15 protein-coding genes are annotated in these 13633 nt (G+C 30.7%); 3 read left to right on the top strand and 12 right to left on the bottom strand.

Translation table 11 applies throughout. The annotated features are described in order from the left end of the window. The first annotated feature begins 179 nt into the window (after window positions 1-179). Both rocF and PTZ02_RS03075 read left to right on the top strand, forming a co-directional pair. Window positions 180-1079, top strand: a complete 900-nt coding sequence (gene rocF, locus PTZ02_RS03080) for an arginase (protein WP_274226351.1) — start codon at window positions 180-182, stop codon at window positions 1077-1079. Between the two features lie 136 nt (window positions 1080-1215). Beyond that, window positions 1216-1824, top strand: coding sequence for a 3'-5' exonuclease (locus PTZ02_RS03075; RefSeq protein ID WP_274226350.1), 609 nt, complete (start codon window positions 1216-1218; stop codon window positions 1822-1824). A 25-nt stretch (window positions 1825-1849) separates the two neighbouring features. On the opposite strand, the gene PTZ02_RS03070 is transcribed toward PTZ02_RS03075, so the two are convergent. Beyond that, window positions 1850-3097 (bottom strand): M48 family metallopeptidase, encoded by a 1248-nt coding sequence (locus tag PTZ02_RS03070; RefSeq protein ID WP_274226349.1) that lies wholly within the window; start codon window positions 3095-3097, stop codon window positions 1850-1852. A gap of 255 nt (window positions 3098-3352) precedes the next feature. On the opposite strand from PTZ02_RS03070, the gene rd reads away from it, so the two are divergent. Then, window positions 3353-3514, top strand: a complete 162-nt coding sequence (gene rd / locus PTZ02_RS03065; protein ID WP_274226348.1) for a rubredoxin — start codon at window positions 3353-3355, stop codon at window positions 3512-3514. A 40-nt stretch (window positions 3515-3554) separates the two neighbouring features. Here rd and pflA read toward each other — a convergent pair whose 3' ends face one another. The 11 genes from pflA to PTZ02_RS03010 form a co-directional block, all read right to left on the bottom strand. Continuing rightward, entirely contained in the window at window positions 3555-4274 is a 720-nt protein-coding gene (gene pflA / locus PTZ02_RS03060) for a pyruvate formate-lyase-activating protein (RefSeq protein ID WP_274226347.1), read from the bottom strand. A gap of 81 nt (window positions 4275-4355) precedes the next feature. After that, entirely contained in the window at window positions 4356-6581 is a 2226-nt protein-coding gene (pflB, locus tag PTZ02_RS03055; RefSeq protein WP_274226346.1) for a formate C-acetyltransferase, read from the bottom strand. Window positions 6582-6771: 190 nt separating this feature from the next. Then, window positions 6772-7446 carry an orotate phosphoribosyltransferase gene (gene pyrE, locus PTZ02_RS03050; protein WP_274226345.1) on the bottom strand — a complete coding sequence of 225 codons (675 nt, stop codon included), beginning with the start codon at window positions 7444-7446 and terminating at the stop codon, window positions 6772-6774. Between the two features lie 16 nt (window positions 7447-7462). After that, window positions 7463-8365: a dihydroorotate dehydrogenase gene (locus PTZ02_RS03045; protein ID WP_274226344.1), complete on the bottom strand. Its 903-nt coding sequence runs from the start codon at window positions 8363-8365 to the stop codon at window positions 7463-7465. Window positions 8366-8379: 14 nt separating this feature from the next. After that, window positions 8380-9117, bottom strand: coding sequence for a dihydroorotate dehydrogenase electron transfer subunit (locus tag PTZ02_RS03040; RefSeq protein ID WP_274226343.1), 738 nt, complete (start codon window positions 9115-9117; stop codon window positions 8380-8382). A gap of 10 nt (window positions 9118-9127) precedes the next feature. After that, complete coding sequence (gene pyrF, locus PTZ02_RS03035; RefSeq protein ID WP_274228058.1) at window positions 9128-10003, bottom strand: orotidine-5'-phosphate decarboxylase; 876 nt, start codon at window positions 10001-10003, stop codon at window positions 9128-9130. 6 nt (window positions 10004-10009) lie between these two features. Next, window positions 10010-11203, bottom strand: a complete 1194-nt coding sequence (locus tag PTZ02_RS03030; protein ID WP_274226342.1) for a dihydroorotase — start codon at window positions 11201-11203, stop codon at window positions 10010-10012. A gap of 10 nt (window positions 11204-11213) precedes the next feature. Next, window positions 11214-11645, bottom strand: coding sequence for an aspartate carbamoyltransferase regulatory subunit (locus PTZ02_RS03025; RefSeq protein ID WP_274226341.1), 432 nt, complete (start codon window positions 11643-11645; stop codon window positions 11214-11216). Continuing rightward, window positions 11645-12568 (bottom strand): aspartate carbamoyltransferase, encoded by a 924-nt coding sequence (gene pyrB, locus PTZ02_RS03020; protein ID WP_274226340.1) that lies wholly within the window; start codon window positions 12566-12568, stop codon window positions 11645-11647. The genes PTZ02_RS03025 and pyrB overlap by 1 nt, the downstream gene beginning before the upstream one ends. A gap of 227 nt (window positions 12569-12795) precedes the next feature. Further along, window positions 12796-13095 carry a hypothetical protein gene (locus PTZ02_RS03015; protein WP_202767478.1) on the bottom strand — a complete coding sequence of 100 codons (300 nt, stop codon included), beginning with the start codon at window positions 13093-13095 and terminating at the stop codon, window positions 12796-12798. Between the two features lie 76 nt (window positions 13096-13171). After that, window positions 13172-13633: a hypothetical protein gene (locus tag PTZ02_RS03010; protein WP_274226339.1), complete on the bottom strand. Its 462-nt coding sequence runs from the start codon at window positions 13631-13633 to the stop codon at window positions 13172-13174.

Here is a 13633-nt window from a genome sequence, read left to right as displayed (position 1 = left end):
TTATATTCTTTTCCAAAGTTATTTTCAATATGTTTGTTAAATTTTTCATTAATTTGACCCACCTATATATCTATTCACAAAAAATTTAAGTTTTTATATAAAATATTAAAAAAATACTCTTATATTTTGTCTTAATATGATATATAATTTGTTAGTACTAATGATTAGGAGGTAGATCGATGATAATAAATGTACTTGGTGTTCCTATATTTTATGGATGCGATAGAGAAGGTGTTAACTTAGGGCCAGATACCCTGAGAGAGCATGGACTTTTAGATATATTGAAAGAAAATAATAAGATTTTTGATTTAGGAAACATTTATGTACCAAAAGTTTCTCATGAAAATAAATTTGCAGAGCATAAAAACATGAAATACTTAGCTGCTATTGTTGAGACAAACAAAAATTTAGCTCATGCAGTATATGCTTCATTAGCATCAAAATCTTTTCCTTTTGTTGTAGGTGGAGATCACTCATTAGGATTAGGAAGCTTAAGTGGTGCTGCAAAATACTTTAACGATGACTTAGGTGTTGTTTGGGTTGATGCTCATGGAGATATTAATACTCACTTAACTACTCCTTCAGGCAACGTTCATGGAATGCCTTTATCTGCTGCAATGGGTATTGGCCATAATTTATTAACTGATTTATATTTTAGTGGCAGAAAAATAGATCCAAGTAAGGTATTTATAGTTGGAGCTAGAGATTTAGATAAAGGTGAAATGGAATTAATAAGAAATTTAAAAATAAACGTTTGGACTACTAATGATATTAAGTCTATTGGTATAAAAGCATTTTTAGAAGATTTTAAAAATAGACTCACTCAATTAAATATAAACAACCTGCATCTTAGTTTTGATATAGATTCTTTGGACTCTTCCTTCGTACCTGGAACAGGCACTCCTGTAAGCAAAGGTATCAATATGAAAGAGAGTAAAGAAATTCTATCAGGATTATTTGCTACTAACATAATTCGTTCTATGGATTTTGTAGAATTCAATCCTCTATTAGATGAAGAACATGAAACTTTACGCAATTGTAAGGAGTTATTAGCTCATATTGCAAAACTTATAAAATAAAAAGTGCTGCCTTAGCAGTACTTTTTTTATTATTCTCAATTTCTTTTATAACATATACATAAATTTCTTAAATTTTTCTTTAAACTTCAAAGTATTTATATTATTATAAAAATAGTTATCTAAGGAGGACTAGAAGATGAAATTACTATTTTTTGATACTGAAACTACAAGTATACGCCCAGGGAGAATATGTCAACTTAGTTATATCATTGTAGATTCAGGTGTTAAACCTCAACAAACTTATGGGAAAAACTATTTTTTTACTGTAGATGAAATGGATCCATCAGCTGAAGCAGTGCATGGATTTTCTTTAGAGAAGTTATATGACTTAAGTAACGGCAATTATTTTGAAGATTCTTATGAAGAGTTTCTAGAGGATTTTATGCAAGCTGATTTTATTATAGGACATAATGTATCTTTCGATATAAAATTCTTATCTCATGAACTTCTATACATACTAGGGGAAGAATTTAATGCTAAACGCACCTTTTGCACAATGAATTATTATAAAGATATTCTTAAACTACTTAAAAACAATGGTGAATATAAAAACCCTAAACTACAAGAGGTAGTTGATTATTTTAATATATCAAAATCAAAAATCGAAGAAACAGCAGATAAGTTATTCGAAGGTAGTGGAAACTATCATGATGCTAGATTCGATACAGCTGCTACATATTTAATTGTTGTAGAAGGAATAAAGAAAAAACTAATACCTGCTGGATATTTTTCTTCTAAAATTTAAAAAGGCTTCATATGAAGCCTTTCTTTTATTTATCATAACTATTAGCTAAATCGATTCTCTCTTTTGCTGTAGGATGATCAAACCTTAGTAGCTTATACCACTCATCAACATCATATGGTGAAAGATTAGTTTCCATAAACTTAAGTTCTAATATACCATTTGTTAAATTATCTTTTGTAATTTGTATTGCAAACTTATCAGCATCCAACTCCACTTTTCTCGAATAATATAGTGAAACAGGATTTAAAACCATTCCTATTAATGTTGAGATTAATAAAATGTATGCAAGTCCATAGGGTCCCTTAATTTCTCTATTATTTCTTTTGGCTATAATAAATGCAAGTATATAAGCTGGGAAGTACGTTAGTGCCCCTAATAGAAATTCTAGCGCGATTCCCTTTGGAATATGATTAAGTTTATAATGTCCTATTTCATGTGCAACTACTGATAATATTTGTGATTCATCTAGATTATTCAATGTAGTATCCCATACAACTATTCTCTTTGAGGAAAAAATCCCTGTCATATATGCATTTAATGCAGATGTCTGGTCACTCATTTTCACTTGATATACACTGATATTATTAATTCCCTCTCTATGAGCTAAATCTTTTATTTTTGATTCCAATTCTTTATTTTGCATTGGAGTTATTTCATTTAGCAGCGGATCTACAACAAACGGGAAAATAAATGTTCCTAATATAACAGAAAAACCTGTAAAGATTACAACTAAAAGTGGCCACAACTTAAACCTTTTAAAAATATAATATAAAATTGTTACAGACAAGGTAGTTAACACAAAATTTAAAGCTTCATTTTTAAATAAGTCCAAGAGCCACGAAAAAAAGTCGTAATTTAATAGTCCTACAAGTTTCAATCTATAAAATGAAGAAAAGAATGTTAGCGGGAAAAAGATAATAAAACTAGTTAAGTAATATACCACACCTATTATTATCCCTTCTCTTATATAATTATTTCGTTTTAAAAATTTATTTTCTACAATTTCAATTATTCCGCATTTAATTATAAATATAGGGAAAATTATACTTAAGGCAATGTTCAATAAAAAATATCCTTTTGAAAAAGCATAATTTGCTTTTACTAATGAAGTTTCTATAGGTGGAATAATTTTATCTTTTTCTATCTTAATTTCAACCTTTTTATCTGAATGAAACTGCCCTTTATATTTACTTTCCAAAAATAATGTAAAGGCCATGGTTATAAAAAATGTAATTGAGAGTAATACTAATAAACGTAATAAAAATTTTTTCACTTTTCTTCTCCTTTTACTTTATTTAAACAATACTCTTTTATAGATATTATATAACTTAGTATGTTTTATATTTCAAAAATTTTGTATAATACACTCATATAAAGTCTTAACATATTGATTTTATCGCATTCTCTTATAAATGGAAAAAAGCATATTTTTATATTATATTAAATAATATATTGAAATATATCTAAATTATGTTATAATAATATTATAAGCAATAATAATTATTAAATAATAATGGAGGTAAGTATTATGAAAAGTTATATTTGTGATGTATGTGGTTATGTATATGATCCTGCGGTAGGAGATGAAGACAACGGTGTTGCTCCTGGAACTTCTTTTGAAGATATTCCAGAAGATTGGGTTTGCCCACTTTGCGGTGTAGGTAAAGATGAATTTTCTCCAGTAGATTAATTTATTATATTATAAATAAAAAAGAGGTAATGCCTCTTTTTTATTTTTTGCTTACTTCTATTAGTAACTTTTCTAATTCTTTTGCTTTATTCTTATTCATCGCTGGCATTAATTCAAGCTTATATTTCATACCAAGTGCTTCATACTTATTAACACCAAGCAAATGATATGGCAAAATTTCAATTTTCTCAACATTTTTAAGGTTTATTATAATTTCCCCTAGCTTATTAATTGCCTGTTCATTGTCGGTTACCCCTGGCATCATAACATGCCTAATCCACATCTTTTTATTCATCTTATTTGCAAGAGCTAAAAACTTCAAACTTTCATCTATTTTTCTTCCAGTAATCTTTTCATATTCTATTGGATCATAATGTTTAATATCAAAAAGAATTAAATCTACTAATTCAAGTATTTCTTCATATCTTCCTAAGCCCACTCCTGCTGTGTCAATTGTAGTATGAATACCTCTTGATTTACATAATTTTAGCACTTCAATTAGAAACTCAGGTTGTAGAAGCGGCTCGCCGCCTGAAAAAGTCACTCCTCCTCCAGAGTTTTTAAAATATGTTTTATATCTCTCTATTTTTCTAACTAACTCTTCGGGTGTATATTCAGTTCCCCCTTTAGTATTCCATGTATCTGGATTATGACAAAAAGAACATCTTAGAGCACATCCTTGAAAAAAGACCACAACTCTTATCCCTGGACCATCCACTAATCCCATTGTTTCTATTGAATGAATATTTCCTTTTATCATACTATCACCTCTTTTAAAAATAGGAGGCTGTAGGAATTTTAATAAAATCCCTATTCTAGCCTCCATTAAACTTTTACTTTATTATAAACTTTCGTGGAAAGTTCTACTTATAACTTCTTGTTGTTGCTTTCTTGTTAATCTATTAAAGTTAACAGCATAACCTGAAACTCTTATTGTTAATGAAGGATATTTTTCAGGGTGGTCCATTGCATCCATTAATGTTTCTCTATTAAACACATTAACATTTAAGTGATGAGCACCTTGAGTAAAGTATCCATCTAGAACTCCAACTAGGTTTTCTTCTCTTTCATCCTCTGCCTTACCTAAAGCATCTGGTACTATTGAGAAAGTATTTGATACTCCATCTTCACAAACTTCATTATATGGTATCTTAGCAACTGAATTTAATGAAGCTAAAGCACCATTATTATCTCTACCATGCATTGGATTTGCTCCTGGAGCAAATGGTTCTCCTGCTTTTCTTCCATCCGGTGTTGCACCTGTTTTCTTACCATAAACTACGTTAGATGTGATAGTTAATACTGATAATGTATGTTTTGCATCTCTATATAGTGGGTGCTTTTTAAGCTCACTTGAGAACTTATTTACTAATTCAACAGCTATATCATCAACTCTATCATCATCATTTCCATACTTAGGGAAATCTCCATCAATTTCAAAATCAACAGTTATTCCATTTTCTCTGATTGGTCTAACTCTTGCATATTTTATAGCACTTAATGAATCAGTAGCTACAGAAAGACCTGCAATTCCAAATGCCATCAATCTACCAACCTCAGTATCATGAAGAGCCATTTGACCTGCTTCATAAGCATATTTATCATGCATAAAGTGAATTATATTCATAGTATCAACATATAGCTTAGCAACATATTCTAAAACTTTAAAATAACTTGCTTTTACTTTTTCATAATCAAGTATTTCATCTTCTATTTTCTCAACACCTGGTACTACTACTGTACCCTTCTTCTCATCTACTCCGCCATTAATAGAGTATAATAAGGATTTTGCTAAGTTACATCTAGCTCCAAAGAATTGCATTTGTTTTCCAACCTTCATTGCAGATACACAGCAAGCTATTGCATAATCATCTCCATATATAGGTCTCATAACTTCGTCATTCTCATATTGAATAGAATCTGTTAGTATAGACATCTTTGCACAGTACTTCTTGAATCCTTCTGGTAAAGAATCAGACCATAAAACTGTCATATTTGGTTCTGGTGCAGATCCTAAATTTGATAAAGTATGTAAATATCTAAAGGAGTTTTTAGTTACTAATGTCTTACCGTTAACTCCCATTCCTCCAATTGATTCAGTAACCCAAGTTGGATCTCCTGCAAATAAATCATTATATTCTGGAGTTCTTAAATGTCTAACTAATCTAAGCTTAATTATGAATTGATCTATTATTTCTTGTGCCTCTTTTTCAGTTAATAGACCTCTCTTTAAATCTCTCTCTATGTATATATCTAAGAATGTTGAAGTTCTTCCTAATGACATTGCAGCACCATTATTTTCTTTAACTGCTGAAAGATATCCAAGATATACAGCTTGTACTGCTTCTTTTGCATTTTCTGCTGGCTTAGATAGATCTACGCCATATTTTAATGCCATACTCTTTATAGCTCCAAGGGCTCTTATTTGTTCAGAAACCTCTTCTCTTTTTCTAACAAGTTCATCTAGCATATCGCCCTTTAGATTTTTTAAATCCTTTTTCTTTTCTTCTATTAAAAAGTCGATTCCATAAAGAGCAATTCTTCTATAATCACCTATTATTCTTCCTCTTCCATATGCATCAGGAAGACCAGTTAATAATCCTGCGCTTCTTGCCCATCTAATTTCATCAGTATAAGCATCAAATACACCTTGATTATGTGTCTTTCTATACTTAGGAAAATTCTCTCCTATTTCTTCATCTATAGTATATCCATATGCTTCTAATGATTGTTCAACCATTCTCCAACCACCAAATGGATTTACTATTCTTTTTAATGGAGCATCTGTTTGTAGACCTACTATAACTTCATTTTCCTTATCTATGTAACCAGCTTCATAGCTATCTATGCCTGAAACTCTATCTGTTGCCACATCAATGATGCCTTTTTTGATTTCCTCAAGTATTAATTCGCTTGATTTATCCCAAACCTTTTTAGTTTTATCAGTAATACCTTGTAAAAACTTATCATCACCTTCGTATGGTGTGTAGTTTTTTTGTATAAAGTTCCTAACATCTATCTTTTCTTGCCAGGTACCTTCCTTGAATTCATCCCATTGTTTAAACATTGCACATTCCTCCTACCTGAAGTTTACAACTTCATTATATCTTATAAGTATGTAAAAGTTAATAGATTTATGTAAATGATAAAAAGTTTCATTTATTGTTAATAATTATTATCCATAAATAACAAATTATAAAAAAGATATAGTTGAAAATGACAATCATTTAACAAACTATACCCATATTTATACAAACCTATTTAGTTCCATAAACTTTATAGTAATCTTCTATTCTACTTTTCATATTATCATCAATTAATACTTGTCCGTTAACTTCTTTATTATATAAATATTCCACTACTTCTTCCATAGTAACTATTGCACAGGTTTTAAAGCCAAAATTATCACGTATCTCTTTTAGCGCTGACTCTTCACCCTTACCTTTTTCCATTCTATCTACTGAAATAATTAGTCCTTTTACTTCTACTTTTCCCTGAGCTTCTAGTATTGGCATTGTTTCATAAATAGAGGTTCCTGCTGTAGTTACATCTTCTACAATTAAAATCTTATCACCATCTTTTATTTTACTTCCTAAAAGAATTCCAGTATCCCCGTGATCCTTTACTTCTTTTCTATTAGAACAATAGTTTATATCTATATCATAGAGCTTACTTAAAGATATAGTTGTAGCCACACTTAAAGGTATTCCTTTGTATGCTGGACCAAATACTATATTAAAATCTTCATGGAAATTTTCTTTTATAGCTTTTGCATAAAAATCCCCTAATCTACTTAGTTGACTTCCTGTTTTATAGTTACCTGTATTTATAAAGAAAGGTGTCTTTCTTCCGCTCTTAGTAACAAAATCTCCAAAGGTTAATACTCCACATTCAATCATAAAATCAATAAATTCTTTTTTATATCCTTCCATTTTACCCCTCCTATAATTAAATCTTAGCTATTCCTACAAGTTCATTTATGTCCTTTATTCCTTCAACTATTAGAAAATCTTCCATTTCTTTTATTATTCTCTTGCCTGCTAAAGGGTCATAAAAATTCACTGTCCCTATCTGTATTGCGTTAGCCCCTGCCATTATAAATTCAATAGCATCTTTTCCACTCTCTATTCCCCCAAGTCCAATTACGGGGACAGAGACTGCAGAACTCACCTCATAAACCATTCTAAGTGCTATTGGTTTTACTGCTGGACCTGATAATCCTGCAGTTACATTATTAAAAACCGGTTTTCTCCTATGTATATCTATAGCCATTGCTTTTAGTGTGTTAATTAATGATAAGGAATCAGCCCCTGCATTTACACAAGTGTATGCCATGTCAACTATATCTTCTGCATTAGGTGAAAGTTTAACCATTAATGGCTTATTAGTTATTTTCTTTATTTTAGAAACAACTTCTGCTGCAACATTTGATTTAATCCCAAAAGCCATTCCCCCTGACTTAACATTAGGACATGATATGTTTAATTCAATCATATCTATATCTGTATCATTTAGCATTTCACAGGCTTTTTCATAATCTTCAATAGTTGCTCCACCAACATTGGCTATAATATTTGTGCCTAATTTTTTCATTTTAGGAAGTTCTACTTCAATAAACCCTTTAACTCCTGGATTTTGTAATCCTACAGAATTCATCATTCCCATAGGTGTTTCCCAAACTCTTATACCATCATTACCTTCTTTAGAATTTAAGGTTAATCCTTTTGAAGAAATTCCTCCTAATATACCTACTGGATAAAAATTATTATACTCTGCTCCGAATCCAAATGTACCAGAGGCTGCAATTACTGGATTCTTGAATTCTACACCATTTATATTTACTTTCATCATAATCTTTATCCTCCTTACATTTCTATATAGTTTCCATCAAAAACTGGACCATCTTTGCAGGTTCTCTTATTTCCATCCTTAGTCTTACAGGTACATACAAGGCATGCTCCTACTCCACAAGCCATATGTTTTTCCAAGGACACATATATTCTCTTATTCTTTTCTTTAGCCATTTCAACTACCTTTTTCATCATTACTTCAGGCCCACAGCATAAAATAGTATCATAATTGTCCATATCTATTAAATCTGTTACAAAGCCTTTTATACCATGCTTTCCAGTATTAGTTGAAATATTAACTTCGTCACAATAGTCATTTAGTTCCTCTTTAAGGTATATTTCATCTCTAAATCCTGCATATAAATCTATTTTCATGTTTGGGAAGTTACATCTAAGCTCTCTTGATACCTGTAAAAAGGGCGCTGTTCCTATTCCTCCAGAAACTATAGCAACCTTTCCTAAATACTCATTAGTTATAAATCCATTACCTAAGGCACCAGTGACGTAAATTTCATCTCCAGCCTTAAGCTTTGCATATTCTTCTGTACCTCTGCCAACTACAGCATATACAAATGATACTGCTTCACCATCCCAATTACATACTGAGATTGGTCTAGGCAGGAGCGTTTTTCCATTTAGTTTCAGCATATAGAATTGACCTGCCTTAACTTCATTTCTTTCAGCTATATCCATTCTATAAATATTAGGACTAATCTCAACATTACTTATAATCTCTGCTAACCTGTATTCCATAAAACCACTCCTAACCTACTTTATTAACTGCATCTAAGATTTCGTCTCTCATTCTAATAACTTCTTTTCTGGCATAATAACCTAGGGATTCTTTACCGTCTCCTTCTCTATAAGCTAATAATATTTTTCTTGAGGAATTAACTACTCCACCATTTCCCTTGTTTAGGTATAGTGCTACATCTTCAGCCTTTCCTCCCTGTGCTCCATAGCCTGGGATTAAAAAGAACATTTTTGAGAATCTACTTCTTAATTCCTTAGCTTCTTCTCTATGGGTACATCCAAGCACTCCCCCTATTTGAGAATAACCACATTCCCCTAAATAAGCTTCTCCCATTTTAGTTAATCTATCTCCAACCTCATGGTATACCTTATGTCCTAAAGTTGTGTCTAGGAATTCAATGTCATTTGCCCCTGGGTTTGATGTTCTAACAAGCGGGAATAATCCTTTTTTTCCTTTTTCGAGATATTGCAAATATGGTTCTATCGAATCCATTCCCATATATGGACTTAATGTAATAAAGTCTGCCTCAAAATCCCCCTCAAAATGTGCTTTGGCATACATCTTAGCAGTTGCCGCAATATCTCCTCTTTTTATATCTGCAATGATTATTGCTTCTTTTTCTCTTAAATAATCTAAGGTCTTCTTATAAACCTCTAATCCTCTTATTCCCAATGCCTCATAATAAGCTATTTGAACTTTAAAAACTGCAGCCACATCATAAGTTCCATCTATAATTTCTTTGTTGAATCTAAGTATTGCCTCTGCTTCATCTAAGCTAGCTTTTATAATATATTCTGGAACATACTCAATACTTGTATCTAGTCCAACACATACTACACCTTTTTCTTCTACCCTTTTAAATAATCTATCAATTATATTCAATATTTCCCCCTACTTTCTATATGCTATTTTTCCAGCCTTTATTGTCATAACAACCTCTCCAAAGTATTCCATCCCATCAAATGGTGTGTTATAGCTTTTTGAAGCAAAATTACTAGAATCAATTTTATGTTTAGAATTTAAATCCACTAATACTAAATCTCCATCATATCCTGGAGATATTCTTCCCTTATTAATCCCAAGAAGTTCACCTGGATTCGCTGACATTAACTTACTTAGTGTTTTTAAACTTATTTCATTTTCTTTAACTAATGTTGTATAACAAATTGAGAAAGCAGTTTCAAGTCCTACCATTCCTGGTGCACCCTTTTCTTTATCCTCTTTGCTATGTGGAGCATGATCTGTGCCTATTACATCTACATAGCCATCCTTAATAGCTTTAATTAAGTATTTTCTATCTTCCTCTTCTCTTATAGGAGGGTTAACTCTATAGTTAGATATTTCTGTATTTAATGAAATGTGATGAGGGGTAACTTCTGCTGTTACATTTGCTCCTTCTTTTTTCCCATCAATAACACATTTCATAGCTTCCTTAGTTGATATATGAGCCATATGAAGTTTAGCTTTTGAATATTTAGCAAGTTCAACATCTCTAATCGTCATTAGATTTTCTGCGAGTCTCATATCTATGTTTGAAAATTCATGGTTTTCAGCATGTGAAATAACTACCCATTTATTCTTTTTAGCTACTTCCATCGCATCAAGCATAACCTTAGAATCCATGACCCCTTTTCCATCATCAGATATAGCTTTTATATTTAAATTTCCTTGGAAATCTTCTAGGTGCAATATATTCTTACCATCAAAATCTTTAGTAATAGACAGGCATTGATGTAAATCTATTAACCCTACTTCTTCATTTCTCTTATATACATAATCAAGAACTTCTTTGCTTGAGCATATTGGATTAGTATTTGCCATTAAATTCACAAAAGTAAACCCACCTTTTAACGCTGCCTTAGATCCTGTTTCAATGTCCTCTTTATAAGTAAAACCTGGTTCCCTAAAATGTACATGTGTATCTATAAAGCTAGGCATCAAAGTTAAACTCTCTCCATTAATTACTTGTACATTTTTCTCAATTGAAGTACCGATTTCCTTAATTAGCCCATTTTCAATATATATATCCCCTACAAAATCATGACTTTCATCAACTATTCTTATAGCTTTTATTAATAAATTCATACCTAACCCCCTAAAATTTTGAGAATTCACTTGTTTCATCACAATACTCGCATCTATATATTCCCTCTTCTTTATTAGTAAGCTTAAATGCTTGTGGAATATGCTTTTCTACTGATGTTATACATCTTGGATTTTTGCAATAAAATATATTCTCAACTCTAGATGGTAATTCTGGCTTTACCTTTTCTACTATCTCTTCATTCTTAACTACGTTAATTGTAATACTTGGAGATATAAGCTTAAGAAATGTATAGTCTTTAATACTTATATCTTCAATCTTTATAATATCTTTTTTACCTAGTTTATTGCTGGTAACATTCATAATAAGAGCTACTGGATAATCCACCTTATTTAATTCTAAGTAATTAAATATTTTAATCCCTAGTCCAGCTCTTATATGGTCGATTACTACACCGCTTTTTATTGTAGTTATCTTTAGCATTATCTCACCTCCAAAAGTTTAAGAATTAAAGCCATTCTTACATACATTCCATATTCAGCTTGCTTAAAATAGCAGGCTCTTGGATCTTTGTCCACTTCTTGGGCTATCTCATTAACTCTTGGTAATGGGTGAAGAACTATCATTTCTTTTTTAGCTTTAGACATTTTACTTTGGTCTAAGATATAACTATCCTTTAGTCTTATATAATCCTCTTCATTAAAAAATCTTTCTTTTTGAACTCTCGTCATATATAGAATGTCTAATTTATCAATTACATCTTCTAATCGTTCTACTTCTATAAACGGTATATTTTCTTTTATCAAAATTTCATCCCTTATGTACTGTGGGATAGTCAATTCCTCTGGGGATATTAAGATTATTTTATTATTTTTATATCTAGATATGGCTTTTATAAGTGAGTGAACTGTTCTTCCAAACTTTAAATCTCCACAAATTCCTATTACATGCCCTTCTAGATTCTCTTTAAGACTTTTTATTGTTAAAAGATCTGTTAATGTTTGAGTTGGGTGCTGATGTCCACCATCTCCAGCATTAATTATAGGTACTGATGAATAAATAGATGCTACTTTTGCTGATCCTTCCTTTGGATGTCTCATGGCAATAATATCTGCATAAGTTGAAACTATTTTTATAGTATCTGAAAGACTTTCTCCTTTAGAAACAGAAGATGAGTTAGGTTCTGAAAATCCTAGTATATTTCCTCCAAGTTTCATCATCGCTGCTTCAAATGAGAATCTTGTTCTTGTACTAGGTTCATAAAATAATGTGGCAAGTATTTTACCACTTAAAAGATGTGAGTATTCCTTAGGATTTTTCATTATATCATTAGCTAATCCCAGTATATCCTCAAGTTCCATAATAGATAGATCCATGGGATCTATTAGATGTTTTATATTATTCATAATTTCCTCCTTTTTAACCTCTCAGTGTTAATTTAAAGGTTGCTATATTTATAAAAAAAATGCCCTCCATAAAGGAAGGCATAATAATCTTATCAATGCTTCATTAAAATAACTTCCTTAACGACCTCTCTGGATCAATTTAAAGGTTTTAATTTATATAGAGAATATCAAAGATCACATAAAATGTCAATGTTTTTTAGGTATAATTAAAAATATAAAAGATAGTTTTAGGTAAGAGAGTCTGAATTAGAGTCTTTTTCAACTCTTCTTCTTTTATTTACTGCAATGGTTGGTCTGTTATACACTACTAAAACTTTTAGCTTAGCAAGTGTCTCATTGAAACCCTTAACTGTGTTTACATTTATTGTTTTATTAGTTGCTGTAGAATCAACTACTTCCGCAAGTTCAACTAACTGATCATCATATGGATAGCATTCTTTCGCTCTCTTATAATCCTTTTTTGCTTCCTCCTGATCCTTATATGTACCACACAGTACTCCTTCAATTAATAAAAACCATCTCTTCAATCGGTTTCCCTCCTATTATCGCAATACACAGGATAATATATATTTACTATATAGCATATTGAAAAGCTTTGCAATATTAAGGCTCATTATATATCGGTTTTTTTAGTAAAATGCACGCTTTCTCTACCAAAAGTACCTCATTCTCTTCCACCTCATTAGGTAATAGTAAAAACTTAAGTTTGTAATTTGATTTTATATATTCTATTACTTTACTTATATATTCTATATTTTTATTTTCTTCACCAATCTCATTTTCAACCCAACTAGTAGTTTTAAATACATCCTCCATCACCTTATTTCTAAAGGTTTCACTAACATATTCTGGCTTGATACTTTCTAATAACTTATTTTTTAAATTACCACTTCCTGAAGTACTCCCTATAAACATTAAATCTTCTGTATCTTTCTTATAAATAAAATATACTCCATTGAATTCTGGAAGTATTTCTAAACTATATTCTACAAATTCACTAAGATTCTCTTCTATTAACTTTTCAGTAAAGGTATTTACATTAAAAAAGTACGATTTTATATTCAC

Source organism: Clostridium sp. 'White wine YQ' (assembly GCF_028728205.1).
Taxonomy (GTDB): domain Bacteria; phylum Bacillota; class Clostridia; order Clostridiales; family Clostridiaceae; genus Clostridium_T.
Note: the sequence above shows the minus strand (reverse complement) of the source record. Positions and strands in the feature narration are given on the sequence as shown.

Bases quoted from the DNA above. Each gene is read 5' to 3' on its own strand.
- pflB (WP_274226346.1), bottom strand. From the start codon at position 6,581: ATGTTTAAACAATGGGATGAATTCAAGGAAGGTACCTGGCAAGAAAAG.
- PTZ02_RS03045 (WP_274226344.1), bottom strand. From the start codon at position 8,365: ATGATGAAAGTAAATATAAATGGTGTAGAATTCAAGAATCCAGTAATT.
- rocF (WP_274226351.1), top strand. From the start codon at position 180: ATGATAATAAATGTACTTGGTGTTCCTATATTTTATGGATGCGATAGA.
- PTZ02_RS03040 (WP_274226343.1), bottom strand. From the start codon at position 9,117: ATGGAATACAGGTTAGCAGAGATTATAAGTAATGTTGAGATTAGTCCT.
- pyrB (WP_274226340.1), bottom strand. From the start codon at position 12,568: ATGAATAATATAAAACATCTAATAGATCCCATGGATCTATCTATTATG.
- pflA (WP_274226347.1), bottom strand. From the start codon at position 4,274: ATGATAAAAGGAAATATTCATTCAATAGAAACAATGGGATTAGTGGAT.
- rd (WP_274226348.1), top strand. From the start codon at position 3,353: ATGAAAAGTTATATTTGTGATGTATGTGGTTATGTATATGATCCTGCG.
- pyrE (WP_274226345.1), bottom strand. From the start codon at position 7,446: ATGGAAGGATATAAAAAAGAATTTATTGATTTTATGATTGAATGTGGA.
- PTZ02_RS03030 (WP_274226342.1), bottom strand. From the start codon at position 11,203: ATGAATTTATTAATAAAAGCTATAAGAATAGTTGATGAAAGTCATGAT.
- PTZ02_RS03075 (WP_274226350.1), top strand. From the start codon at position 1,216: ATGAAATTACTATTTTTTGATACTGAAACTACAAGTATACGCCCAGGG.
- PTZ02_RS03025 (WP_274226341.1), bottom strand. From the start codon at position 11,645: ATGCTAAAGATAACTACAATAAAAAGCGGTGTAGTAATCGACCATATA.